This is a genomic window from Natrinema gelatinilyticum (assembly GCF_024266705.1).
In the GTDB taxonomy this organism is placed as follows: Archaea; Halobacteriota; Halobacteria; order Halobacteriales; family Natrialbaceae; genus Natrinema; species Natrinema gelatinilyticum.
On sequence record NZ_CP100758.1, the window covers coordinates 24,938 to 50,802 of the forward strand.

Sequence of the window (25,865 nt, forward strand, 5' to 3'; positions counted from 1 at the left end):
GGTAGCGCCGATGAGATCATTCGAAGAGTTAATTAGTCCTTGTTAGTATTTGCAGTCTTCTTGACCCATAATTTGTTTAGAGTGCATCGCCTATCTCGAATACATTTTCAATATCTGATATGGCCACGATTCGATAGCCCATTCTACGGAGCCGTCGCCGCTTCTCCCGGTCGTCCCGGATAATGTGGTCTAACTTGTGAGGATCTCCATCAACAAAAATCAGAAGTGGTTGTGGGGCCAGATCGTAGTAGAAGTCGGCTTCTGCAATCGGTTCGTCATCCTCGTAAATCGTTTTTTGGGCCGCTGAAGGCAGCTGATATCCTCGATCCCGGATTTCCGTAAGGACCTCCAGCTCGAAGCCCGACTCACATAGCTCCGCTAAGTCATCAAACTCCCTCTCAGTCGAACCATCAATGCCCTCTTCCTCCAGCGTGAGGCCACTCATCTCATTGAGCCACGGCTGAATAAGTGTCCGATTCAGTAGAGCGTGCTCACGTTGGTTGTAAAAGGTCATGAGACACTCGTAGCAGGCCTTCTCGCACCCCGTTTCGCTGTCGCCATGGATGATCTCTTTTGCTTCCGCGATCACCTGTCTGAGCCGGACCTCGTCCACGAGAGCATGGAGTGCCCCTGCACCACCTTCGCTCGTTTCATAGAACACAATAGTGTAGGAACCGCTTCCATCAGCAGCTGGTTTGAGGAAGGAATCGAGTTCCTGGGCGTCAAGGTCGAACGCAACGAGAATCCCTTGATACAGCGCCTCCTTGAGCGTTCTATAGAACGATTCTACGTTTTCAATACCGTCAGGGATAGGCGTAGTCAGCGTGACCGTGTCGTGGTTGCCAGCCGTGTACAGTTCGACGTCCCGCAGGATGTCATCGGGGTTCGCGTTGTTCTTGCATTCATGTTTCCCATCCTGGGCAGTATGGTTGTCTACGGCGTTGTCACTCAGGAGCCACTTGTTGCATTCTGTACAGAGGGCAAAGCCGTCGATAGTGCTATCCTCGGACTGATTTTTCGGCCCACTGTTGACAGCGACAATCGTTGCGTTTCCTTCATAGGTGAGCACCGTGTCGTTTTCAGGTCCGAACGTGTACTGACGTGCATCCGCGGTCATCTCGTAGTAGGAGTTAATATCGTACCCTCTGCGGATGCGTTCCTCTTCGTCGCTCGTGATATTTCCACGCGGAATCGAATACTGATCGGGGAATTCCATCGCGTGCATATTGGGGTGGGTCTCCTCGAACGAGTGCTCGCAGTTCGGGCATGCAGCGGCTGTCTCCGCTTTCGTTCCCATGAGGATCGCCTCGCATTCCTCACAAACACGCATTTGTTGGGTTACCGGTTGGGCGTCCTCAGTACGGGGCCGTGCGTACTGGATCTGGAAGCGTTCGCCACCGAAGTAGACCGTATTCCCCGGCGCGAACTCACGAAGTGCGAGAACTTTGTCCCGTTCGATGTCGTCCTCGAGTGTCTGGAACGTCAGCGTCGTATTCGATCGGGGGAATGCGTAATTCGGCAGGAAACCTTGCGAGCCGAGATAGCGATACGTATAGAAACTCTTCTCGCCGGCCCGCATATCGTCGAGCCGTGCTTCGACAGTAGTACGACGGCGGTACTTGTCTTTACCTCCATCTCCTCGACCGATTTCCCGATTCAGGCGCCGTCGTTCCTGAGTCAGTCGGTCGTACTCAGTACGCCACGCATCGAAGGCACGGTCGAAATTCTCGACGAACGAATCGACCTGTTCCTCGATGAACTCGTCTGTCAGCCACTCGCCGATACTATCGTCGTCTCGTTCCTGCTCGAACGCTTCCTTGACGGCGGCGATGATTCGTTCACGACCGTCGCTGACTTTGGTTTCGAGTTCGTCACAGAAATCTTCGACGAGCGGACACCGGCCATCCTGCTCATCACCCAGATCCAAGAATGCCCCAATCTCGTTCTGGAGCTTGATATCAATCGTTTCCAGAACCAGTGAGTTGATATGTGTACGGAGGAGGTCCTCGTTGTTCATCAGGAACTTCGGTGGGCTGATTTCACCGGCGATGATCCGATCTGGATGCTGGTAGAAATACTGGTCGTGCGATCCACGACCGTACCCGCTCCCGCAGAAGGTCGTGATAATCGAGGGCTGGTTTTTCCGGCCAGCACGGCCTGCCCGCTGTGCGTAGTTACTGGGACTTGGCGGGACGTTCCGCATATATACGCTAGAGAGGGCACCGATGTCGATGCCTAGCTCCATCGTGGGGGTACAGACGATGACATTCATATCGTCGCCCTCACGGAACCGGTTCTCGATTTCTTTCCGGTCATCACCATCTACCTGTCCACTGTGTTCGCCAGCAAGGACGTTGACAGCAGTCTCGAACGGTTCTGTGTAGAGCGAGTGGAAGTAGGACTCCGTTGAATCTCGTGCCTCTGGTTCTAGCTGTCCACATCCAGTTCTGGTACACAGTGAAATGTGTATACGGGTCGTTGGTGAGTCACACTTCGGGCAGTAACTGACGTCATCCGGATTCGCCGGAACGATTTGCATGAGCCGGTGATTTAGCATCAGCAGGTTTCCAACACCCTTGACGCTCTCTTCCCGCAGGATCTCACCGTAGTCCGGTTGACTGAGGACGTTTTTGGTCTTGTTGACCACCTCTTCCGCTACTTCACGGTCCACGTCGAGGGTCCGTTTCGTCCACATGAGATGCCGGGAACGTGGGCTCGTGATTCGGTGGACACGCGCTTTCCACGAATCGTTGGCCGCAGTGTCGCTGTAGCCCACCGGGAAACGGAAGCGGATTCCTCCGTGGAACTGGGCCTCGTCCTTGATTTTCTCTATCGTATTGCGCTCGAAGTCCCAGTACTGGAGCACGCTCTCATGGTCAACTGCGAGTTCACGACGGAAGATGTCAAGGAAACCCTGAAGATAGTCTTCTCGCTCCTCAGTAGAGAGGCGTTTTAGTTGCGGGATATGATCCCATGCCTCTTCGAGTTCGGCTAGCTGGTCAAGGAACTCGTACTCGACATCGATAAGCGCAGTATCTTCGAGGTTCTGTTGGGTCCGCTGCTGGCTCGATCCGAGTTCGAGAATCGTATTGAACAGCAGATAGTTGCTGTACTGAGTTTGGGCTGCCCGGCTAGGCCCAAACCGGCTCTCAGTGACCGCATATTGAGGCAACGCATCGAAGTCGTCCATCGCATCGAAGATGCTCGTTCCAGCATCGGACAATGCCAATGGGTCGCCGCCACGCCGGTTCTTATCGCCTTCGGTGAGTGAATGATACAGCGCACGGCGGAAATGGACGCGCTGGTAGAGATTATTGAGGTGAGCAGCTTGGAGTGCTGTGTCCTGACGATTGTCGCTGAACGCGATGACTTTGCGCTCGTCCACGGTGACCTCGCCGTCTCGTTCCTCATAGGGAAGATTTCGAAGGTTCCCTTCGACGAGGACGTCAGTCGCCGTGGACCGGCCAACACTACCAAACGTGAACAGCTTGTTGAACTCGTTCGGGCGGCGGTCGTAGTGGACACCGCAGTTCGAACAGAACAGGAACGGAGCCTGCGATGCCGTCACCTGGATGCCTTGGACGGCGAAACAGCCACAGTCGAGTTGACCCTCCGTATCCTGCACGCCGAAGGTTAGGGTGTTGTGTTGGGGACAGTAGGTCGCCGAAACAGGTTCGGCCTCCCTGTATCGGTCGCGGATGTCCCCTCGATCCGTGATCCAGTCGTCCGGGATCGGAGTCTCATCGCTGTCCCACTCGTCTGGGCTGAGATACCAACCGGTGGTGGGGTCATCCTCATCCGGCGCTTCGTCGATCTCCTTTTGTACCAGTTCTCCATCCTCGGTGATGAGTACGCTGTAGTACTCTTGACCGCAGGACCGGCAGAATATGAGTGGGAACGCCGACCGCTCGTTGCCGTGGAAACGCGCGCAGTGCTGGCACTTCAAGTCGCCAGCTGTGCTCAGGTGCGGAGAGGAGTCCTCGAACGTCTGGTCTGTGATGCAGGCAACCAGTTCGGAACCCTGGCTGAAGAACGAGTGGAGCTTGGGGACGAAAATCGGCTGCTGCTCACCTTGGACGTCGATCGTTCCAATCGTTCCGGCGAGGAGCGCCGCCTGTAGCTCACGCTCACACACCCGTGGTGGCGAAGCACTACGGTGTTCACGACGATACGTGTCCACGAGGTCGTCTTCGTCGTCATCGCCCGTGCTTCGGACGGGCTGACTCTCCTCGTTCAGCGAGTCCTGGAGGAACTTGACCGTCGGATGGCCAGCAAGCGCATCGCCGAGCGCGTTTTCGTCTTCGCGTTCTTCCGCGGTCAGTCCCCGATCGAGAATCTTCTCGGCCAGCACGGCAGCCGAATCGATCGAGCCGTCGAACGCCTCGATGTCTTCGCTCGCCACTTGGACGCGATCCGGGAGCGACTCTCCCTCAGTGAATGGAAGCGAGTAGTGAGATTCCCCGACAACGCTACTCTGCGCCACGGGCTCGCCAAACAGCTTCTCGGCGAAGTCGGCGATTTCCTTTTCCGCGTCGATACCCTCGCCGCTCTGGACGGTTGCACTCGTTCCAATGCAAGCGATGTTGCCAATGGTTCCCGTGTGTTGTTTGAGGCGGCGGATGAGTGAGGCGACGTCAGCCCCCTGCTTTCCAGTGTAGGTATGGACCTCGTCGAGGACGAGATACTGGAGAACACCCTGGTGTTCCTCTGGGAAGAGCTGCTTGTCCTCTAACCGGGTGAGGATAAGCTCAAGCATGGCGTAGTTGGTCATGAGGATGTCCGGGGGGTCCTCGCGGATTTCCTCGCGGGAGAGCACTTCACAGTCATACGGCGTATCTCTACCCATGCTTTGCTTTATGAACTCGCGTCCCTCGTCCGGGTTGTATGGGGTGTCGCCTGTGTACAACGCTAGCCGAAGTCCCGTGCCGTCGAGGCGCTCGGAGAAGTCCTCGTACTGGGAATTCGCCAGCGCGTTCATCGGATAGACGATTACCGCTTTGATGCCGTCCTCGCCGCGTTCGTGGGCGTCGAGACAGTGGCTGACGATGGGCATCCCGAAGGCGAAGCTCTTGCCGGACCCTGTCCCGGTCGCAACGATGGTGTTGTTACCGTCTACGACCGAGCGCACGGCCTCGGCTTGGTGCATGTAGGGTTGGATTGGCTTACCTTCATCGGCAGTGAATACGTCGAGGACACCCTCGTGGAGCAGGTCCTCCTCGACGAAGGATTCGAGCGGTTGGCCTTCTTCGAAGCGCTGGTTCAGTTGTACGTATGGCTCCTTCCAGAGTACTGATCCCCGGTCGATGCGTTGAGTCACCCAGTCCTCGATGGTCTCGTTCTCGAACTGCTGGAACGTCTCAACGTAGGAGCGGTAAGACTGCTGAATATCGGCGAGCGCTTCGAAGGGGTTCATGCGGGTTGCCATTAGACGTTTACCTCGGGTACTTCGAACCGTGACTCATACTCATCGAAGTACTCTAAAATCAGGTTCTTGGTCCGATAGTCGCCGTACTCGTTCTCGTCCTTTTGCTTCACAATTGGGAAAGTGTCGAGGATATAGGCCAAATCTTCGCGTTTTAAGCCGTAGAGGTGGCTGTAGAGTGCATCAATTTCTGCCCGTAAGTGTATGCGGCGTTCTTTGTCCCATAAGAACGGAGGGCGAGGAAAGCGCTCATCTTGTTTGTGGCTATGCTCGACCCATTCCGGTGGATCTGAATCCGCCAGCCCACCATCGGTGGTTTCAGCATTTTCTTGCCACTGTTTCTCAATTGCCAGACGAAGTTCTTCATCCGCAGCACCCCAAACATCGTCAGCGAATGCGGTGAGATCCCATGCTGTATAGGTGAGTTCGAGAATGCGTGGAACGATGAATTGAAGTAACCCCGACGTATACCGTTCTGGCGGATGAATGGGGAGTTGCTTGACAATATAGAAATTCAACCCAATATAATTTAATTTACACCTTGTCGCATAATCAAGCACCATTGAACAGAGATTGGCTAAGAAACCACAGACATGAGGGGCATTCTGTTTCACCATAATCTGAGGTAATTTGTTCCCCACTGCTGTCCGAGGTATAATGCTACAGACCATTGTTCGCTCTGCCGTTGGTGTTGTCACATCTCGAAATCCGAGGAGCCATCCCTGTGTATTATCGCCCAATTGCTGGTTGACTTTCTCCTCATCCACCCAATAGCGAGGCCACGCACAGAATTCACGATCTCGATGTTCTGAATAGGTCGTTTCTTCAGTACTCGCTGACCGGTATATGGAATTCGCGCTTTCACCAATCGAAGATGCTCGATGATCATATAACCAAACTGTCCTACCTTCATATAGTGGAAAATAGGCTGATTCTTCCTGGATAAATCGATTCCCGATTTTCTTGCACCCACTTTCCTTTAAGTCATTATGGGTGTTGAAAACACCGCTATCATTACTCATATGAAACATGGTGGAAAGCGATGCGCCCCACGGGTTTTCGTCTTTGTTTTCATTAATCAGTACAGGATTGTTTCGATATAATCGGCGGTTTAACTCAGCATCTCTTCGGTTCTTATAAATCGGGCAAGTTTTCGTATTCGGATTGATTCGCTGTAGATCCTCCTCTGTCAACTCGAAAATTCTCTCTTCATCCCGAAGCTCTCTTAATGAATGTAGGGCGAAAGCAATTCTTGCTTTTCGGGCTCGCTTATCCATTTTGTCAAGCGTCAGCAACCCAAATTTAAATTCGCGGTGTACTTCTGGGAATAACCCATACTTATTTTCAAACCCATAGAAACTATCCAAATCATTACTCTCCACTAAGTCTGCAAAGAAATCTCTGTACGTGAAGTCTGTCAATAAACCACTTGGAACGATCAGTCCGGCTCGACTTCCGTTAGCTATCAACTGCCTTGCCAATCCAGTAAAGACTTGATAGGTGTTGATGTCGCCTACCGCAGTTAGAGGAAATCGACCGCTATTGCGCAGGAAATTGCTGAGAGACTCACTTGCATGCACTGCCTCTTGATACTCCTTGTAGAGCGTAGGGTCCTTTTCTGATAATTCTTCAATGAGTTGTTTCCGTTTGGCCTTCGTCGATGCCTCTACAATCTTTTCGTTCCGCATTTCAAAGAATTCATTTTCTTGAAGCTTGATCTTCTCCCAGGGCGGGTTCCCGAGAATACAATCAAATCCGTTTTTACGATACACCTCGGGGAACTCCAGCTCCCAGTGGAAGAATCGCTGACTCTCCGCCGTCTGCCGTGCACGTCTAACTACGTCGAGTATGTCGGTATCGACTGAAGCAACGGATTCGGACCACTCGTCAGCTTGATTCACATGCTGGAGGATTTCACTCAACTCGGAATCGGATACCCGTGACTCCTTCCGAATCTTCTTGATCGTCTTAGGTGTGGGGTACTCCTTGGCGGAGCCATCCAGTGGCCAGAAGAACGCCGCAGCCCACACGTCGTAGGCGAGCTTCTCACGCTGATACGCTAGATCGTCTTGGAACTCCTCATAGACCATTTCCTTTTTGTGGATATCATCGGATGAGTCCTCCTCGATTTCGTTCAGTCGCTCCGTATGCGACGCGTATTCGTCGATCCCGCCGCCGAACTGGTCGAGTGTCCGACTATTTGATGAACTGTAATCCTTGTTCTCCTTACGAACGCGTTTTCGAAGCTCGTTCCCGACGTGTCCCTCTCGTCCCTTGGAAGTTTCATAGGCGTCCACTGGGACGCCCTGCTCAACGAGATCCTGAGTCGTCCCCAGTAACGAGTTTCCACACTTGATATGGTGATCGAGGAAGTTCAGAGGTTTATCCTCAACCGCAGAGTCGATCCACAAGCTCACCTTGGCCAACTCTACCGCCATTGGGTTAAGATCTACACCGTAGATACAATGCTGGAGCACCGACCGGCGAGCATCCCGAACGTCGTCTTCGAGCGGATATTCCATCTCCTCGCGAATCTGTGCCAACCGCTTCCCGAGATAATTTGTCGCCGCAATCAAGAATGCGGCACTCCCACAGGCGGGATCAACAACCGTGATATCCAGAAGCGCTTCTTCTTGGGCTTCTTTCGTATCGTCAGCACTCTCCAGTCGGTCGTCCACTACTGGCTCAAGTGCGCTCTTGATGAGTTCCTGAACGAGTTGAGGGTCCGTGTAGTAACTCCCGGTTTCCTTGCGCTCAGTGCCGCGGTCGTCCAGGTAGAACTCGCCCGACGCAATCGACTGATCGTCGAATTCGACGTGTTCCTCGGCGAGCCGCGGCGTGAACTCCAGTAAGCTTTCATAGATCGACCCAACCTCTTCGACACCCAAGTCAGCGTATGAAATCCGCTGGAGAACGCCCTCGCGTTCAATGAGTGTAAGATCGGCGATAGCGCTGAGCAACGCCTCGTTCGTACACTCACTGCCAGAGATGTGCTCCAGTCGATCGGAGTCGAATAACATCCCGTTGTAGGCAGGTACGCCGAGGTCCTCGCTACCTTTCTCCGCGAGTTCGAACGTCGCTTGCAGTCCGTGCCAAAGGTCAGTATTGTTATCGTCCTGGCCACGCCGACGCTCGGCACGCTCACGGAGCTTTGTTATGCTATACTCGTCGGTGTAGAGGCTGTCGCGGCCCGGCATCATGCCGCGCTGCTCAGCGTAGAGGAGGAATAGGAGCCGGTAGATGACCATCAACAACTCCTGATAGTACTCCTGGGCTTCCTCCTCACCACCCTCTCGAAGGAACTCCCGAATATCCGGATTTAGCAATCCGTTGCCCAGGGTCTCGAGTGCGCTGATGACGTTCGACTGGAGGTCCTGGCCGACTTTGATACCGGTAGAGAGGCTCGCCTGGTAGAGCATCTCCAGCGGGGTCGATATCTCCGCCTCATCATCCTGTGTGGACTCGTCTCTGTCATCCTTCAGAACCTCGGAAACAGACTTGTTTAGGGCGTCCTCGTCGCGAGGAAGGAAGCGTGACGGGTGGCAGAGTCGATAGAGTGCACGGAAGTCCTGGTAGTTACGGGAGGTGAAGATATTCTCCAGGTCGAACTCAACGTACCCCCTAGTATAGGTGTGATAGTAGTCGCGGAGCACGCGGAGCGTAACGCCGTCGGTGATGATCGCCCAGTTGTGGTCCTGACTTGCGTTCAGGAAGTTCTGGAGGGTATCGTGTGGAGTCGAAGCACCGCGACCTGCACCCTCCGGTTTCCGGTCGAGCTTGTTCTCTTTGTCCTGGTCGCGCTCGCTCTCCGGTGCAACGGTGTGCAGGATTGGTGCGGTCGCTCCACCCATCTCGCCGTAGTCGGCGATCTCGTCGTCCGGCCAGCCCTTATGGGAGAGGTCGAACTCCATGCCCTCGACTTCCAGATGGGCGCGCTGATAGACGGGCTCGAAGTCGAGTGTTTGGAACAGCTTGAGTATCCACTTCGAACGCGCTTCGGAGATATCCATCTCGAACAGCTTGCCCTTCTGGGTGACTTCGTCCCAGCGTTCGACGAGGTCCTCCCATACGAGGGCGATTTCTTCTTCAAGTTCGTTCTCTGTCGGCGGCGTCTCACCGGGGAGGGCAAACGTCTCGGGCTTGGCTGCCGGGTGGTCGAAGCGTTCCTGTCGCAACGAGAGAATCGTCTGTTCAGTCAGCAAACCGCCGCTAGTCTCGATGAACGACGTCGATTCGTTCGACGGGATGTACGTAGGGTCGGTGCCGGGGGCGGACGAGTCGGACGTATGTTCTGATTTGCTCATTGTTAGTTGGGGTAGTAGAGGGTCACGGCGAGCAGGTCAGTGCTGCCGACGGTCACGTCATCGATTCCATCGAGCCACGAGGAATCGCTCACCGATTCGAGGCGTTCGCGCATCGATGCGCGCTCGGCCTCGATTTCGGCTTCACGAGTCGAAACGCGGTTATCGATAGCAGCTTCGAGGTGCGGGCGGTCGAGCGCCTCTTCGAGGTCGGCCTTGATTTCCTGTTCTGCACGTCCCACAGGCTTAGCGTCGCTCTCGGTGATACGCTCGATTACTCCTGGTTCGAGCGGTTCGTCGCCGAGTAGTGGCAGCGCAACCTCGACGAGTTCCTCCATGATCGTCGGGTCCGGTTCGGTGTGTGCGACGTACCGAGCCAAAATCGTATACACCGCTGTTTCTTCCTCGACAACCGCCGACCCCTGTGCTGCTGTACGCCCGTTCCGGTCATCATCAGTGAAGGCAGTCTGTTTGGCAATCTCGATTAGTCGCTGGACAAGTGGGTGTGCCACGTCCAGCATCTCGACGTTCGGATGTTCCTCGGCGTACCGAGCATCGAATGTCACCTGTGCATATTCACGCTTGACGTCACCCGCCAGCAGCCGGTCGTCCGTGATCGTGACGTTGAACGTACTGTCCGCATTCATCTCGACCGGGCAGCCAAACAGGTTCAGTGCACTACGTACGAATCGATGTAGCCCGTTTTCGCCACCCATCCGCTCTTGTGTCTCCCGGAGTCGTTCCCTGACGTCTTGGAGATCAACTTCAGTATGTCCGTAGAACGAATCGGATTTGATCCGTTCGAGCGTATCCTCGTCGAATGTGTTTGAGCTTCCTTGGTCCGGGGTCTGCTGGGTAAACTCATCGAGTGTCGTCTGAGGGATGCCAGCATCAAGCCCTTGTTCTTCGATGATGGCGAGTACGCCGGTATCGTCTCCAAAGTAGGGCGGGGAGAATCCGTAGTCACCGCGGATCTGCTCGGCTTTCTTTACCAGTGTTTGGAGGATGGCGGCGTCCATTTCGTCTTCAACCACCATCGTTCGAATGTAGGCGACATTTTTCGGTTGGCCGTAGCGGTCGATACGACCGTTACGCTGTTCGAGACGGTTTGGGTTCCAGGGAAGCTCGTAATGGATGATCTGGTTGCATGCGTGCTGGAGGTTCATCCCCTCAGAGATGACGTCAGTCGAAATCAGGACAGCACGGTTGGAAGACTCGAACTCCTGGAAGCGGTCCTTCCGTTGGCCCTCGCTCAATTCTCCGTGGAGGGTGAATAGGTCACAGTCATCGTATCGTCCGCTCTCTTCGACCTGCTCTGCGAGGTACTCCAACGTGTCTGTGTACTTTGTGAAAATGATGACGCGTGAATCGGTGTTCAACCGATTCCTGAGCGTGTTCTTCAGCAGCTCCTGAAGCTTGCTGTCACGTGTTTTAGTTACTTTTGCGGCCTTCTCGGCAACCTCGTTTAGAACGTCGAGTTCGTGTTCGATCGCCGTTTTATCCCCGCTCACGACGCGCTCGACGCGCTCACCGGCCTCTTCCTCGGTGTACTGTTCGCCGGTATCGTTGTCCAGCGCGTTCGCACGTGCGATATCCTCGGAAATTCCTGCGTCCTCCTCGATGGTCTCGTCGTCGGCTTCTTCGAGCCGTTCTTCTAGCTTCTCTCGTCGGTTCGAAAGGGAACGACGAAGCGCTTCTGGGCTGCTCAGCGTCCTCTTGAGGAAATGGATCACCGACCAGCGAGCGAGCGTCTGGCCGTGAGCAGACCCCGACCTAGCCGTCGAGATGAGTGTATCGCCATAGGTCCGAACGGCATCGAGAACCTCCTCTTCGTACGTGGTTGGCCGCACGTAGACTTCGTCTTGATCTCGGTCCGGAAACGGACTCTCCTCATCGTCATTCTTGAACCATTCTTTGACGTCGTCTCGACGGCGTTGAACGATGTGGTTCTTCGCAACGTCTCTATTAATGATCGGCTCGTGTTGTGGACCCGATACAGCGCCGACATCGAGCATTCGGAGAAGGCTGGCGAAAGAGTCGGAGTAGCCATTGTGCGGGGTTGCAGTTAGCAGCAAGAGGTGCTCAGCGTGATCGGCGAGGTCCGTTGCGACATTCCATCGCTGCATATCGATGCTCTGATCGGCAGACGTCTGGTGGGGTTTCGCCGCATTGTGTGCTTCATCGATAATACAGAGGTCCCAGTCCTGTTCGAGGATCTGGTTTCGGATTGAGGGCTGTTTCGCGTAATCGATGCTCGCAATGAGTTTTGAGTGATGCTCCCATGGGTTTGCCCCCGGCGGTAGCTCCTTCTCCATCGCTTTCCGGTGCCGAGTGCTGATTATATCTGCGTCGATGTGGAAGAAGTGATTGAACGCATCCTTCCATTGCTCACGGAGATTTGCTGGCGTGATGATCAGAATGCGTTCCGCCCGGTTGCGAGCGAGAAGCTCGCTAATGATAAGCCCGGCCTCGATGGTTTTACCCAAACCAACGTCATCTGCTAGTAACATTCGGACCCGCGGCATATCGAGAGCCATCACGACGGGGGTTAGCTGGTACTCCGTTGGTATGACACGGGAGCGCTGAAGGCTCACGAGAGGTGCCGTCCCGTGGAGCATTGAGAGCCGATTTGCCTGAAGGTGAAGCTGTTGATATTGTGGATTCCCAATCCGGCTCGCACTGGGTGGGTCAAGACGTCCCTCTGAGATGGTTTCGATCGGGTAGTAGAAGCGATGTGTGTCAGCTGCAGTACCACCTAGCGCGGTAGCAACGATTTCTTGTCCTTCGATACTATCGACTCGCCAGAGCCGATTTCGGTTCTGGATAACTGCTCCCGGCTGAATATTTTGTGGAAGGCCTGAACTCATAGGTTTGTTATGGATGAATCGCGGTATGCGATTGTCTCGTAGATGAAAGTGTCTGTCTGAGGCAGTAACTTATATTTATTGTTGAATCGATCAGGGCGCTAGCTTCTACATTTTATTTGATAACTATAAATTAGTGGCCTCGAAACTGCTTCGATAGCGGCTCTGTTGAAACCCTCTTGCAGTCTTGCGATTTGCTGAGAAGCTAGTTTCGCATCGAATCCTGCGAATCCGATGGGAAGAGCGCCTCTCCCCAATATCAACCCTGATGGATTTCAACAGAGCCTCAATAGCATGTTGTGAGCAGAGTTGCTGAACTACTTGGCTTCGCGTGTTTCCACTCACTGTTGTACCATGAGGGTACGAACCATGTACTCAGAGGTTCCTTCTTCACCACTCTAGTTTACTACGACGAATTCTAATTCGAAATTTTCACATAGTTATTTTCCAACTTGTACAAGAAGTCGTCACTGAAAATCCACTCCTCGCCGCTGAACCGGCCTAATCGAAGGGTAACATACCACAATTTCTGATGCTCGACAGATATATGGTGCAAGCTTGTCATAAAAGTGACTATGCGACTGGAGGCAACCGCCAAGTCGGACGAATACAAGGTCTGGATGACCGACGGCGAACTCGAGGAGCTGCGTCGCTCGACGATGAACCCGCGCGATGATCTCGTCATTCAGCTCGGTGGCTACGTCGGACTCCGTGCCTTCGAGATTCCACAGATCCACCCGGAACACGTCAAGCGAACAGCCGACGGTCAGCACTACCGCCTTCGCGTGCCAGAGGGCAAGGACACGACCGGGAGTGGCGGGAAGCCTCGCGACGCCTACCTCTCCACGGACATCGAGAGCGATATTCATCGCTACCAGACCCACGAGGATATCGCACCCTCCGACCCGCTCGTGGACCTCACAGAGCGCGGCGTCAGAGACGTCGTCAAACGGACTGCCGAACGTGCCGCCGACGAGACCGGCGACGACGACTTCCGCTACGTGAGTTCTCACGATCTCCGCCGGCGGTTTGCCCAACGCCTCCTCGTCGACCGCCAGATGAACCCCCGTGTCGTGATGGCCGTCGGCGGCTGGGACTCCTTCCAAGCGATCGAACCGTATCTGAATGCGCCGACGCCCAACGTCGTCAACGAAGCCTTCGACGAGGCAGGGCTGGTATGAATCGCTTCAAGACACGCAGGGGCGACTCCCCCGTCGTCCGAGTCGAAGCTGCGAAGCTTCCTCGAAAATCGGACCAAGGATACGTGACCCAATGAAGGGCGACGCTGGGGAATAACGATGCTGCGGGTGAATTAGCTGTCCGCGTTTGGGTGGCGTTTTAACCCTCGATAGAGAATGGCGTGCTATGACTGTGTCAGATTCGTCGGACCTCGTTAGCGGTGTGAGAACTCTTCTATGACACCCTCTAATCCCAGCTAAAATACGGCGTTCATTCAGATGTTGTCAATGAGGTTGTGGCTGCCGGCTGACCGGAGGGAAGCCGGAAGCGGAGGGTGGGGAGGTGGGGCGTTACCGGGCGGTGGTTACGATAAAAAAGAGGGGGTTCGAGAGCCCCGTTACCGCAGTCGGATGCGGCCGCGCTCGAGGACTGCGTCTGGATCATCGCTTCCGTGCCTGTCCACGTAGGCGTCGTCCAGAGCCTGCGAGTACCGGCTCACTCGACTCTTCGAGGTGTCGACGACGGTGCTCGCCGCCTCAGCCACCTGCGCCTGGGTAACGGTCTTTCCGTCAGTGAGCCGATCCGCCGCATAGACGGCCGCCGCCCCCATCGTCAGACGCGACGTCCCCGGCCCGACCGGTTTCTCGTCGGCGATCTCCAGGAGGTGATCACTGAGTTCCCGCAACTCCAGACACGTCTGCACGTCGAGGACGTCGTCGAGCGCAATGAGCACATCATCGACGACTCCCTCTCGCGCTGGGGGCACGTTCAGACTGAGTTCACAGCGCAGCTTCCGCGCTGCCGCGCTCACTCGCTCGTACGGGGACTTCGTGTACTGCACGACCTCGTCACACGACCGGGGGAAGCCGGCTTGGTTCGCTGCGAGCAGCACTGCTCCGCCAGCGAGTGCCTCCCACGACATCCGTCCACCGGGCAGGCGCGCATCGGCCGCTTGCTTCAGGAACAACCCTGCGTCCTCGGCCACGAACCCGGGAAGTGCTAGATTCCCGGTGATCGACTCGATGTCGCGGAAGCCTTCGTTGAGCCGAATTGCGCGCTTGTCTTCGACCTGGAAGCGCTTGTGCCGCTGGCGCAGCCGCTCGAATTTGTCCATCTGCTCACTCGACAGGGAGTTTCCGTACCCGTCACTGCCGAGGAAGAACGTCGTATGAAGCCCCTTGTCGACCCGCAACGGGTTGATCGACTCGCAGCTCCACTCCGCGGGACCACTTTCGTCCGACGGCCCATGCACGCCCCGCGTCGGTCGGTGATCGACGTGCTCTGCGGAGACGACGAGGCCACACTTCTGACAGTAGGACTCCTGACCGCTGGTGACGACCTGGCCGTCACACTGGGGACACGTCGACTGCCGCGCCGGCTCGCGCTCAACGACCGACTCCTCGGACGCTTCGCTGTTCTCGAATGCCTGTTCGACCGAAGATTCATACCGCACAAAGCTCGTACTTGACATGGGTTTCAGACCCTGAAGGTGCTCACGCGCCCGACACCGCGATGCTACGACATCGCGGGTTTCCGACGACAACGACAACCAACAGACCCATCTGCGCGCTCTCGCTCGCGCCTTCGCGAGCGCCCCCTGGGGCGCGAGCGAGAGCGCATCCGAGTGAGGAACCCCATCCAGCACCGCGCGCGACCCGCCCGGAGCGAGTGACCAGCTGTAAGCCGTTTCTCGCGTCCGGCCCGGACTGCGGGTCCGTGTCCAGGGCGACGGTCGTGAGCACGGCGAGTCGTGGTGTGACTCGTCGCGCGGAACGGCCCAAAGCGCTGGAACGCGAAAGCCCGCGAGGGGCGCAACCGAAAACGCGCTTACTGCTGGCGTCGAGACCAGATTCATTTTAGCCCGGAACGGCGAGCTTGCTCGCCGCATGCCCGGAATGGTCGGTCGCGAGCGACGCGGAGGGCGGCAGCGGCGAGCGGGGCGGGCCGTAACGAAGCACCTGTTCAGCCGACCACGTCGCTCGGCGAACCACCCGCCAGCCTGGTGGACTCAGAAAGGGCGAGGCCGTCTCGGTCGTCCCCCGACCCCGCTAGCACTGAGCGGATGCGAGGCGCGCAGCGGCGGTCGCGGGATGCCGAGCGGCCGAGGGCTTTCGAAATCAGAGGTGGCCTGTGTATCGTTTACACCAACAGAATAGCAGCAGGTGCGACAAGGTGATTAACCAACAGAGACCCGCTTGAATCCGCGGGTGTTGGTTAACAGGGTAGCTGCCTCGACTGTGCTGAACCCCTCCATCGCTTCCGAAGCGTTCACGCGATTGGGATTCACGGAGGCCCGGCATACTTGTACTGACGGATAGTATCGGCTGCTATGGCGGGCGATGAGGAGCCGGTACAGCAGTGTACGGTGGCCGAACCAGTCGATCTCCGCGCTGCACTCGACACGGCGGCGATTGAACATCTCGGCGTCGACGACCACCGAACGATCGTAATCTACCAACAGACTATTCTCATGATCATCGTCACAGAGGGAGAGGCGACCGCAGCGCAGGCGTTCGACGTCGAACTCTGGAAGGAATCCCCGGATCATCCTAATCGAGATTCAGAAGACCTACTCACCGCATTTATCGATGAACTGGCGGCGACTACGGACACGATTCGTCGGTAATCACGAGATGACTCCGTTCTGGGTTTGTCCTTCGATCGGACTCTGCTGAGTCAATAATCTCCGCACGAGTGATCCACTTCCAAAACCAGCTTGGCATGGTTGACCGGATGTCAGCAATGATCGCTTCGCACAGGTACTCACCCAAAACGTCCGCGTGTAGGTGTTCGGTGGCGAGGGGGGGTGTCGTCGTGAGAGAGCCGCTCAGATAGCAGCGATTGTTCTGGAAATCAACGTCGGTATTTCTCGATTGCGTCGGCGCAGGTTGATCGAAACCCGTCGAGAAATTCCACCTCGTCCATCTCTGTTCACCGAGGAATTGGAGTGACCAACCATCAATTCGTGGTGGAGGTACGGGTCCAGTCCGTCGGTCCCGGTGAGCCGTGTGAGGGAAGTGTTTTACTGCTGCGCTCACAATGTACACACATGAGTTCCGACTCGGAGAAAAAGCGCGTCCAGTTCCGAGCGCCTCGGGGGTTGGTCGATCGAGCTGACACCCTCGCAGCAGTGTTCGAAACGGACCGGACGGATATCCTCATCTCCGCCCTCCAAGAGTACCTCCGAGACGCGGCGCACTCCGACGAGATGAAACAGGAGATCGCGGAGGCTTACTACGACGACGACATCACGTTCGAGGAGCTGAAAGCCCTCGTCGGTCACGAGGAGGCAGCGAACTTCCGGCTCCTGAAACAACAGTTGAGCGAGGCGTTCGTCGAGGACGTGGCGGAAGAGTTGGCCGACGGCTAAATGGTACGCATCGTCGCCGATACGTCCGCTTTCGTCAGTTTAGGGACCGTCGCAGATTCCACCCCAAACCCACTCGATCTACTGCTTGACGCGCACGACGTAATCCTCCCCGAGCAGGTCGTCGACGAACTCACTGAGACGGCCTCCTACGACGATGCGTCGGGTGAGGCAGCACAGGCCGTCCTCGATCGTCAGGCCGCGTTCGAGGTCCGCAGTATTGAGCTCGACGAGACGTTCCCGCTCGACGATGGCGAGAACGCGGCAGTCACACTGGCCAATGACGTCGATGCCGTCCAACTGCTCTGTGACGAGTTCAACCGATTCGCGTTGATTCATGCGTCACTAGCGGATACGCGCCTCGTGACGACACCGATCGTCCTCACGGCGCTCGTCCGCAACGAAGTGCTCTCTCCAGAGGCTGCCGAGGGGTTCCTTGACGAGATGAGTGACGCCCGTAGCTGGTCAGCGAACACCTACGTCGCACGGGCGAGATCCACACTGCAACAGCAACAAAACGACGAGTGAGACCACCTATAGCCACACGTCTCAGACAGGCATCAATAGGACTGGCCTTGTTGAGTCCCCTAGTCGCAGACCTGTTTTGAGAGGCATGCGAGGTAGATCGCGCGAATCGATTACCCACTATCGTCGTCTGTGACGAGAACGGAGTGGTAGAGCGGCGTCATCTTTCTAACAAAACCGGCAAGTACTGCAGTAGCCAATTACGCCTCGTTCCTACATTAAGCGCGCTGGTTGCAATTTCTGACCCTATACGTTTCGTCGGCGAGCCTCACGGACCGTTGCCATTCTTGAAGCGGTGAACCCGCACGATGAACCGATCTCCAGCCACTGAGCAACAACATGAACGCAGCCGATAATACCATACGAAACGGTTATACCCGACAATCAGTAAAACATTCATATATGAGTGATGACAAGCAAGAGCAGGACGTCAACGACCGAATGACCCGAGCCAATTCTAAAAAACGGACGACAGACGGCGAGTTTTCCAAGTCCCGCTCTCGCGACCTCGACGAAGCCCTCGGAGGTGAGCGAGAGGTCCCCGAGGACGCGGAGCACGTCACAATGGTCCCCGAACACGTCCCGATGCAGATGCGAACAGACGACAAATCGGATTCCGAAGACGAGTAGAGAGCTGCTTGGATGTCAGCGCTCTCTCCAGAGAACGTCCTTCTGTCGCTAATCGTCGTTGCACCCGGCTTCATCGCAGTCTACACCGCCATCATCTTCGGAGGACTCAAAGAATCACTCTCAGACGGACGGCTACTCGGCGCGAGCATTGCAGCGACGTTCATCATCGATCCGCTATTCTTCTGGGGCTACACGCTGTCCGGTGGTGAGATCACCGACCCAACAGCAGCGGTTAGATTGTTCTTCGAAGGGGGATTCAGGCCAGGGCGGGTTCTCATACTCGCTCTTCTCTCTGTAGGGGTCGGAGTCGTCGGTGCCGTGGCCGTCGGTGGCGATTTCGCGTATGCCGTTCGCGAAAGACTTCAACGACGGTTTGACGTGAACAGCCATCCACACCAGCCCTGGGAGGGTTCGCTGAAAACGGCGAACATCGTCCGAGTGTTGACTACTGAGTCATGGTTCCAGGGGTACATTGCCGAGTGGAGTGAGTCGGGGAATGAACGGCAAATTGCCCTCGGTCGCCCTGCGGAGTGGGATGGAGAGGGCTGGTCAAAGATGGGCTTGACAAAAATGCTCCTCTTCGAAGAAGACATCAAGCAGATTCAAGTCGTGAACGAGGTCGGTCCCGAAGGAAGGAGAACGCACTCCGCTGGCGACGGCGAGGACGAAGAAGATGATGACGGTCCCGACTCCAAGTGACGCTAGAGGCGATGCCGGTGCGGTAGCGGGCGAGAGTTTTCTCTTTCTCTGCACCATGGTTCCCGTTCGACACGTGATCTGCCTCAATCGGCCAGCTCGCTCCTTCAAGAACGAGATGAAGGGTGGTAGCTACTGAATACATCTCCTGTATCTCACACCGCGTTTCTATCATCGATTGAGAGTTTCAACAGAGTTGCTATTCTACTCCACATTCACGCCGAGCACTCGCTTTATCCGTTTCCAGAGCGACGAACCCTCCGATTGGGTACCGTCGTCAGCTGAACGGGCATCAGTACTTTCGGATGTCGATAGATCCTGATCAGTACGAGTGGCCTGTGTTGCTTCCATCTCTTCGAGTTCTGTTTCGAGTGCATCGATACGCTCGGTCTTGGTTTCCAGTGTCGCTTCGAGTGTGGCAACGCGTTCTCGCAACAGCTGATTCTTCTCGATGAGATACGCTCGACTCCGCTCTGGGTCGCCGCTGGCGGTGGCTCGGTCGGCGGCCGTGTCTGTCGGCTCGGACGCTGCTTGAGACTGCGGCTCGTAGAACTCTGAGGTGGTCTGGAGTGCATGCTCGATCGTCTTCTCACCGTACGTCGACCCATCGGCGTAATGCACTTCGTCCCATTTCTCGCGCATCAATCCGGACTGCTGGAACAGCTGATCAATTCGCGACCGGGCGCCACCAGTCCAGAATGCCAGCAGACAGCACAGGGCCATGTCGGCCTCTGAATGGCTATCATACCCGGAGATACTACCGTTCCAGAGCCGATCGAACTTCGCGCCGTTCGACGCGGTCCGTGCTTTCCGCAGGAGCTCCTCGTCGTCAAGATCGATATCGCCTGTCGGTTCAGACGCGTCCTCGGCCACAGGACCACGACGGTCTATCTCGGACGTCGTGTCTGACTCGGGTTCCTGGATGTACTCGCGATGAATCGCCTCGAGGGCATCCTGCCGATGCGCAACGCGTCCGGGAGTGACGTCGACGTGATCGCCGGTGACGGTGAAGAACCGGGCCGTGTCGTACAGCTCGACGCTCCCCCGTCGATTCCGACCGCCAGGGAGATCACCGGTGATCAGCACATGGTAGCCGGTCCCGGACGGCGAAATCTCCGTGTAGGAGTCAAGGCGCTCGATGATATCCCGTGCGGTGTCGTCGACGTCGCCGGTCTCTGGGTCGCGAATGTCATCGAAGTCGAGGAGACCAACGTGCGGTTCACTGGGCACGTCTTCCTCGGGATCGACCCAGGCGTACTTCTCGTCGTCGTCCCAGTCGTCATGGTCGGGACCGGTGTGGTAGTACGCGAACCCGAGGTCGTCGTCGTGGTCGACCCAGTTGCTGGCGGTCTCGAAGTCGAACCAGGCGTTGGGATCTTTGGCGCCGACGAACGCGTAGCCGACAGCTTGATCCAAGTAGCCCCAGCTGGGGTTCCGGGGCACCTTTCGGTCGTCGCTGTACTGCCAGAGCAACCAGCGGGCGCCATGTTCGGTGAGATCGGTGGGGAAGGTGTTAGGCTCGACGCCGTGGAGGTCGACCTCCGCATCGTCTTGCCGGCCGTTAGTGGCTCGGTCTGCGTGCGTGGGTTCCTTCGCTTGCGACGTCGAAGACACCGCAGACGAAGGGTCCTGAGAGGTTTCAGTCTCGTCAGGGTCCGAGTCTCCGGTGTCCACGCTCAGTCGATTGACGTGGTAATCGCAGAGCGAACCAGCGCCGACGGACGTCGTGGCTTCCTGCTCGCACGACGGCATCGAGCACTGCTGGTCCGCGGGGACGGTGCGCCTCACGCAACCACCCCCGAATGGACGATGAAGCCACTCTGGCCCTTTTTATACGCAAGATTTAACCAAAGTACAGTAAGCCTAGATCGGGATTAAAACTGCCCGGTTTGTTCCGTGGGTGGTTGGCAGTGAGGTGTCGCGACGCGGTAGAAACCCGCTCCGGAAATGAAACCGTCGTAGACGATGTCGCGCCCGTCGTGCTCGATCAAGACCTCGTCAGCTCCAGTGAGCATCGTGCCGGCGATACAGTGGATCGAATCGTACTCGGAGTGTGGTCGACCTAATACCAGTTCTTCCCGTCTATCATCACCTCATAGTCGGCCGATTATTCAGTCATCTAGACAAGTTTTTGAGATTGCTTCTTGGGCTCGCTCGAGGGCTGTACGTGCTGCCTCTGGGTCGCCGCGATCAAACGCAGCTTCGATTTCATCGAGTTCGCTGTGGACCTCGTTTAACGGCCCCTCCGCGTCCGAAACGCCTTCTCGAGGGTCTTCTTTGAGTTCATACAACCCACGAGCAACCCGCTCGATCCAACCGGCGTTGCGAAGGCTTCGAAGCGAAAACTCGATGTTACCCTTCTCAAGATTCGTTTCGTTAATGAGGTAGCGCGGGTTCGCACGCCCCCACGGCTGATCGTTGTTACGACCGTCTTTCAGCGCTTCAAGAACCTTCTCGTCGTTATCTGACGGTTCGTAGTTCTCGTTGACCATTTTCCCAGTATGTACACTCATGGCGCATTTCCAAGTACACACTCATTTCTAATACTGTTTGTGATGCAATTGCATTTATACTTTGTAATACAAAGCTATAAAGGGGTAGCAGATACACTATAGAGTAGAGACACAGGAGGGCCGGGAAAACCGATTCTCGGCCGGGTGTTCCAGCACCCGACCTGCGTCCTCCGTGCTAGAAGGACAATGAGTGTTCAACCGCGAACCCACGAAACGGTTTCGGAAGCACAGACTACCGACCCACGCGCCGATTACATTTCCGTCGGCATCGACAACGAGGGCGCACACCACGTCTATCGGACGACCGGCGAGTCCGTTCACGTTATCGAGAACGGCGAGCGCACCGTCCGCTACGACCTCAAGGACATCGAGAAGACGATCGACGACTGGATCGACTACACTGCCGACCGTCGCGGCGGCTTCGAAGTACAGTACCTGTTCAAGACGATGGCTGACGCGATCGTCGGCGCTGTCGAGGTGAGCGACCAATGACGATCGTCAACGATCACGAAGCTGTCGCAAAGCGTGCCGAACAACTCGAGCGTGAAGGCGCTCGTGAGATGCGCCTACGAGCGGAGGCCCGCGCCGTCGCCGGCTACGAACCGGGCGACATCGAAGCAACCGACGGCTCGGAGATCATTATCGCCGACGACGATAGCCAAGCTCCCACTCTCGAGACCGAGGACGGAATTCTACTCGTCGATACCGATGACGACCCAAGTCTTGCAACTGATGGCGGCTGTGACCAGTTCACCGAAACGACCATCGAATTTGTGTTCGAGTACACGGCGATCAACGGCCGTCGCCGACGGGTGATGGTTGTCCCCGATACCGGTGGCGAAGCCTGGCGGATCGAACACGAATGTCGCAATAGCAATTGGAGAGAAACCGGTCGCGAACCGATTACCGAAGTCGACCTTCACATACAGAAACGGCCCAGTGAACACGATTCCAGTGAAAGTGATCAACAAAGACAGTCTGCCATGCCCGATGGCGGCCACATGAACCGTGAGACGTTCCTCACCGAGCAGAGACACTACTGCGATATGTGTGAGTGTCCGTTCGACTCGCTCCCCAAGCTAGCGAGCCATGACTGTCGACTCCAACCCGAGGGTGGCTAGCTGATCCAGCTCACCACCTCGGGATCGTGTTAACTCTCAAGCACAGTAGACCGCCGCACTTCGCCACTCGAGACAGAGCCACCAATTCCGGTAGATCGACACCGGACTTTCGAACACGAAGACGTCTTTCGGGGGGACGGCCACTTCGCTTCCTCGAGACGGCTCTCGAGTCGGTAGTCTACTGTTCCACCAGCGTTCCCGATATCGACCAGTAGTGAGTGCGAGTCGAATCGTCCGACAATGACACCGGATTCAGAACCCAATGAGCGCGAACACAGACTGTCCCGACCCTGATGCACAGACTCTCCAAACACTCGTCGACGAACTCGAGCGGCTTCGCGACCGTGTCACAACCCTCGAGGACGAACTCACCCAAAAAGACGACCGCATAGGGCATCTTGAGGCCGAACTCGAGGAGGCCCACACTGAAAACAAGGATTTCGAAGCACGGCTCGAGGACCTAGAGCAATCACAGACACCCATCGAAGCACGGCTAGATGCCCACGAGAAGAAACTCAACGCCAACAAAGATCGCGTCGGTGAACTCCAAGCACGAGAACTCGAGAAAGGCGCACACCTCCTGGAAAAACACATCGATAATGGGGAGATCGACGTTGTGGATGGCCGCCTCGAGCGCATCCGCAAAGACGACGGTAAGAACTACTTCCGCTTACCCGAGAGTGACGACCCACTCGAACGTGGTGGCGATATCTCACTCTCGTATGGGGATCTACTTCCACTCCAGCAGCTCGCGAAGATGGATGAAGATATGCTCCGGGCGACGACATCGTCGCTACCATCACGGCTCGCTGCAAAGCTCTGGAAGGCACGTACCGATCCGGCAGTTGGAGACAACCCCTGGCGGAAAGGGAGTGCAAGCGTTCGGGAGTACGTCACTGCCGGCGACATGAAACACTGGATACGGCGGCAGGAAAAGGGGATCAGCGACGACTATGCGAAGAAATTGGTCTCCCGAACGATCGACGCGTTACTCGATCTCTCGAAGAGCAGGCTGGCAGTCAAAAAGCGGACACAGCGCAAGAACGGCCTCGAGTACACGGAACGACGCGTCTTGTTAATGAACGACGTCGACATCCCCGGTGAAATGGCCGGTCCCGGAGACACCTGACGTCGACGGTTGGGGGTGTCTCTCGACTACCCACAACCCCTGAGAAGGGTATCACTCTATCCGCCCACCTAATATCCAGCCCAGGAGCGGTTGTATGCAGCGTACTGTTACTCTGTAGTATGTCATTTGATCGGTCGTTGTCGGTCTTACTCGAACGACTTTCCTGTGGATGTGTCTGAAGACGCCAGCTGTCACCGGAATCCTCTCGGCTCGAGAATGTCGTGTGGGTTTTCTGATCAACAGGTTTCCACCAGTATTTCTTTGGGAAAACTGATCAACCACGGGAGGAACGCAGATCACCAATAGAATCAAGATGCTATTCTAGCTTTGTACTGGAAACAAGGTGTTCTGATGGAAGTTCCAGACAATTTGGTCTGCCTACAGCGTGTCATAGAATACGTCTCATACCCTTTCCCTCGCGATTATACAGCCTCCAATTCGCGTGTGACCCTATGAGATTTGGCAGTCATGGGTGTTGCTCGACAGCAAGACGGTGAATACTGCTTGTTGGGAACCATTGTATGACACGCTCCTGCCTATACAATGCAGAACTCAAAGAACCAAGACGGCAGCTACGTAATCGAAGTACCTGCTCGTGAGGTTTCTAACAACCAGATCGCTTCAGACGAAGATGTATGCGGCAGATCGCAGGTCTTTGACGCTGACGGTATCGTCAATCTGCGTGTTCTGGCTGAGATGATTCTGTTGCTATCGCTTCGCGGGCAGTCGATGCAGTCCGTTCCAGCAGTTCTTGGACACTCTCACGCCGCCGAAGAAGCAGACCGACACCGAGAACGACGTACACGGCGGTATAGGCGTAGAGGATAGTCATACTTAGACCGGTCGCGGTCGGTTCTGCGTACACCTGGACGACGTAGAACTCGGCAACCACCTGCGTCACGAACAGGCCGAGCAACGCCACCGCCTCGCGGGTGCTAATCTCGAAGTTCGTCAGGATGGCGATGGCGAAAAAGCTCTGGGCGGCGGTGATCCAGATCTCGGCGGCCTGCTTCGAGTCGAACGGGAGCGTCCCGACTTGGCCTGCGGATATCGAATAGACGACTGCGAGCGTGCCGATGAGTAGCGTCCACTGGTTGAGCTTCGAGGAGATGAGCGCGTTGAACCCCGCGGTCGTCCGCGCCTTGTTCACGAGATAGGCTACGACGATTAACTCGGGACTCTCCGAGGCCAGGGGAGCGAGCCACTGAATCATGAAGAACTTGGGAACGCCGTACTGGAGGCCAACGTGTTCGAGGCCCTCGGCGAACGGGTGTACCGCCGTGAAGATGATCGCACCGGAGAATGCAAACCCGAAGAGGACCACGAGCACCCGTGGGATCTTCCGATACTGCTGGAAGTATGCGGGAACACCCACGTGTTGCTCGGTCTCGTCAATACCCCCCCTGACGATCACGAGGAGATAGAGCAGGTAGAGCCCGACCAGCACGACCGAGTCGAGTGGTCCGATTCCACCGCTAAGCGGGACGAGAAACGCGACCATCGTTGCGGCCAGCAAGAAAACAATCTCTAAAGAAATACCGCGATCGAGTGTGATTACATCTGCGAGCGTGCCTGACCGGTGTTCAACCGCCGAATCGGATGCCTGCTTCGCACGGTAGATGCTGAACAGTGCGATACCCGACCAGCCAAGGCCGATGAGGATACGGTTCGCGCCCGTCATATTCGCAACGGCGAGGTTGGCCGCTTCGCTTGATCCGCCGCCAGCCTGCCAGGCGTACAGCGCGTCAACGGCATACTCCGGAGCGACGGCGAGAACCGCCAGGACTGCGATGGCAAAGGCGCGCGGGACATCCTTTTCGGCTGTCTCGGCGGCCCACGCGAGCAGGAACGCTGCTCCAAGGATGGCCGCTCCGCCGACGAGGACGGCCATCCACGACGCGATGTTCTTGCCCGGGTGGACTGTGCCGTAGCCACCATAGGAGACAAATGTCCCAATCCAAGGCACTGTCAGGAGCAACGTGGCGGCGACTGCAATGAGCGGGTGACGCAATCGGGATGACATTGAGTTGTGCGTCAGCAGAACGCGCTGACGTAAAATCTACAAGATGTACCGATACCTGTTGATATCCGGTGCTACGGCCATTGAACTGGCAAAAT

The 25,865-nt window shown here is 56.3% G+C and carries 16 protein-coding genes; 9 read left to right on the forward strand and 7 right to left on the reverse strand.

The features are described 5' to 3' along the window. Positions 1–76 precede the first annotated feature (76 nt). The 3 genes from NJU76_RS25820 to NJU76_RS25830 are packed head-to-tail and all read right to left on the reverse strand — an operon-like array spanning position 77 to position 12,590. Entirely contained in the window at positions 77–5,425 is a 5,349-nt protein-coding gene (locus NJU76_RS25820; protein WP_254534032.1) for a DEAD/DEAH box helicase, read from the reverse strand. After that, on the reverse strand, positions 5,425–9,726 hold the full coding sequence (locus NJU76_RS25825) for an Eco57I restriction-modification methylase domain-containing protein (protein WP_254534033.1): 4,302 nt from the start codon (positions 9,724–9,726) through the stop codon (positions 5,425–5,427). The genes NJU76_RS25820 and NJU76_RS25825 overlap by 1 nt, the downstream gene beginning before the upstream one ends. Positions 9,727–9,728: 2 nt before the next feature. After that, positions 9,729–12,590: a helicase-related protein gene (locus NJU76_RS25830; protein ID WP_256567249.1), complete on the reverse strand. Its 2,862-nt coding sequence runs from the start codon at positions 12,588–12,590 to the stop codon at positions 9,729–9,731. Positions 12,591–13,162: 572 nt separating this feature from the next. On the opposite strand from NJU76_RS25830, the gene NJU76_RS25835 reads away from it, so the two are divergent. After that, positions 13,163–13,768, forward strand: a complete 606-nt coding sequence (locus tag NJU76_RS25835) for a site-specific integrase (RefSeq protein WP_254534035.1) — start codon at positions 13,163–13,165, stop codon at positions 13,766–13,768. Between the two features lie 395 nt (positions 13,769–14,163). Here the strand turns inward: NJU76_RS25835 and NJU76_RS25840 are convergent, their stop codons facing one another. Then, positions 14,164–15,237 (reverse strand): transcription initiation factor IIB, encoded by a 1,074-nt coding sequence (locus NJU76_RS25840; protein WP_254534036.1) that lies wholly within the window; start codon positions 15,235–15,237, stop codon positions 14,164–14,166. Between the two features lie 858 nt (positions 15,238–16,095). Here NJU76_RS25840 and NJU76_RS25845 point away from each other — a divergent pair. The 5 genes from NJU76_RS25845 to NJU76_RS25865 all read left to right on the forward strand — a co-directional run bounded on the left by NJU76_RS25845 (position 16,096) and on the right by NJU76_RS25865 (position 18,987). Then, positions 16,096–16,392 (forward strand): hypothetical protein, encoded by a 297-nt coding sequence (locus NJU76_RS25845; RefSeq protein WP_254534037.1) that lies wholly within the window; start codon positions 16,096–16,098, stop codon positions 16,390–16,392. Between the two features lie 423 nt (positions 16,393–16,815). Next, a complete protein-coding gene (locus tag NJU76_RS25850; RefSeq protein ID WP_254534038.1) occupies positions 16,816–17,136 on the forward strand; it encodes a hypothetical protein in 321 nt (106 codons plus the stop codon). Then, positions 17,137–17,661 (forward strand): PIN domain-containing protein, encoded by a 525-nt coding sequence (locus tag NJU76_RS25855; protein ID WP_254534039.1) that lies wholly within the window; start codon positions 17,137–17,139, stop codon positions 17,659–17,661. 399 nt (positions 17,662–18,060) lie between these two features. Further along, a complete protein-coding gene (locus tag NJU76_RS25860; RefSeq protein ID WP_254534040.1) occupies positions 18,061–18,288 on the forward strand; it encodes a hypothetical protein in 228 nt (75 codons plus the stop codon). Positions 18,289–18,300: 12 nt separating this feature from the next. Beyond that, the gene (locus tag NJU76_RS25865; RefSeq protein ID WP_254534041.1) at positions 18,301–18,987 is read left to right on the forward strand and encodes a DUF6338 family protein; all 687 of its coding nucleotides are present in this window, start codon (positions 18,301–18,303) and stop codon (positions 18,985–18,987) included. Positions 18,988–19,188: 201 nt separating this feature from the next. Here NJU76_RS25865 and NJU76_RS25870 read toward each other — a convergent pair whose 3' ends face one another. Both NJU76_RS25870 and NJU76_RS26815 read right to left on the reverse strand, forming a co-directional pair. Next, entirely contained in the window at positions 19,189–20,457 is a 1,269-nt protein-coding gene (locus tag NJU76_RS25870; protein WP_425604351.1) for a phage NrS-1 polymerase family protein, read from the reverse strand. Positions 20,458–21,095: 638 nt separating this feature from the next. Beyond that, the gene (locus NJU76_RS26815; RefSeq protein ID WP_340681274.1) at positions 21,096–21,497 is read right to left on the reverse strand and encodes a hypothetical protein; all 402 of its coding nucleotides are present in this window, start codon (positions 21,495–21,497) and stop codon (positions 21,096–21,098) included. A 186-nt stretch (positions 21,498–21,683) separates the two neighbouring features. On the opposite strand from NJU76_RS26815, the gene NJU76_RS25880 reads away from it, so the two are divergent. The 3 genes from NJU76_RS25880 to NJU76_RS25890 all read left to right on the forward strand — a co-directional run bounded on the left by NJU76_RS25880 (position 21,684) and on the right by NJU76_RS25890 (position 23,747). Beyond that, positions 21,684–21,989 carry a hypothetical protein gene (locus tag NJU76_RS25880; RefSeq protein WP_254534042.1) on the forward strand — a complete coding sequence of 102 codons (306 nt, stop codon included), beginning with the start codon at positions 21,684–21,686 and terminating at the stop codon, positions 21,987–21,989. Then, positions 21,986–22,618, forward strand: coding sequence for a hypothetical protein (locus tag NJU76_RS25885; protein WP_254534043.1), 633 nt, complete (start codon positions 21,986–21,988; stop codon positions 22,616–22,618). Before NJU76_RS25880 ends, NJU76_RS25885 begins: the two co-directional genes overlap by 4 nt. A gap of 262 nt (positions 22,619–22,880) precedes the next feature. Continuing rightward, on the forward strand, positions 22,881–23,747 hold the full coding sequence (locus NJU76_RS25890) for a DUF8008 family protein (RefSeq protein ID WP_254534044.1): 867 nt from the start codon (positions 22,881–22,883) through the stop codon (positions 23,745–23,747). Between the two features lie 673 nt (positions 23,748–24,420). On the opposite strand, the gene NJU76_RS25895 is transcribed toward NJU76_RS25890, so the two are convergent. After that, positions 24,421–25,770 (reverse strand): sodium/calcium exchanger protein, encoded by a 1,350-nt coding sequence (locus NJU76_RS25895; protein ID WP_254534045.1) that lies wholly within the window; start codon positions 25,768–25,770, stop codon positions 24,421–24,423. Between the last annotated feature and the right edge of the window lie 95 nt (positions 25,771–25,865).

What these genes read in the sequence shown, in the direction of transcription:
- NJU76_RS25820 (WP_254534032.1), bottom strand. Translation starts at nt 5,425, where the DNA reads ATGGCAACCCGCATGAACCCCTTCGAAGCGCTCGCCGATATTCAGCAG.
- NJU76_RS25825 (WP_254534033.1), bottom strand. Translation starts at nt 9,726, where the DNA reads ATGAGCAAATCAGAACATACGTCCGACTCGTCCGCCCCCGGCACCGAC.
- NJU76_RS25830 (WP_256567249.1), bottom strand. Translation starts at nt 12,590, where the DNA reads ATGAGTTCAGGCCTTCCACAAAATATTCAGCCGGGAGCAGTTATCCAG.
- NJU76_RS25835 (WP_254534035.1), top strand. Translation starts at nt 13,163, where the DNA reads ATGCGACTGGAGGCAACCGCCAAGTCGGACGAATACAAGGTCTGGATG.
- NJU76_RS25840 (WP_254534036.1), bottom strand. Translation starts at nt 15,237, where the DNA reads ATGTCAAGTACGAGCTTTGTGCGGTATGAATCTTCGGTCGAACAGGCA.
- NJU76_RS25845 (WP_254534037.1), top strand. Translation starts at nt 16,096, where the DNA reads ATGGCGGGCGATGAGGAGCCGGTACAGCAGTGTACGGTGGCCGAACCA.
- NJU76_RS25850 (WP_254534038.1), top strand. Translation starts at nt 16,816, where the DNA reads ATGAGTTCCGACTCGGAGAAAAAGCGCGTCCAGTTCCGAGCGCCTCGG.
- NJU76_RS25855 (WP_254534039.1), top strand. Translation starts at nt 17,137, where the DNA reads ATGGTACGCATCGTCGCCGATACGTCCGCTTTCGTCAGTTTAGGGACC.
- NJU76_RS25860 (WP_254534040.1), top strand. Translation starts at nt 18,061, where the DNA reads ATGAGTGATGACAAGCAAGAGCAGGACGTCAACGACCGAATGACCCGA.
- NJU76_RS25865 (WP_254534041.1), top strand. Translation starts at nt 18,301, where the DNA reads ATGTCAGCGCTCTCTCCAGAGAACGTCCTTCTGTCGCTAATCGTCGTT.
- NJU76_RS26815 (WP_340681274.1), bottom strand. Translation starts at nt 21,497, where the DNA reads ATGAGTGTACATACTGGGAAAATGGTCAACGAGAACTACGAACCGTCA.
- NJU76_RS25880 (WP_254534042.1), top strand. Translation starts at nt 21,684, where the DNA reads ATGAGTGTTCAACCGCGAACCCACGAAACGGTTTCGGAAGCACAGACT.
- NJU76_RS25885 (WP_254534043.1), top strand. Translation starts at nt 21,986, where the DNA reads ATGACGATCGTCAACGATCACGAAGCTGTCGCAAAGCGTGCCGAACAA.
- NJU76_RS25890 (WP_254534044.1), top strand. Translation starts at nt 22,881, where the DNA reads ATGAGCGCGAACACAGACTGTCCCGACCCTGATGCACAGACTCTCCAA.
- NJU76_RS25895 (WP_254534045.1), bottom strand. Translation starts at nt 25,770, where the DNA reads ATGTCATCCCGATTGCGTCACCCGCTCATTGCAGTCGCCGCCACGTTG.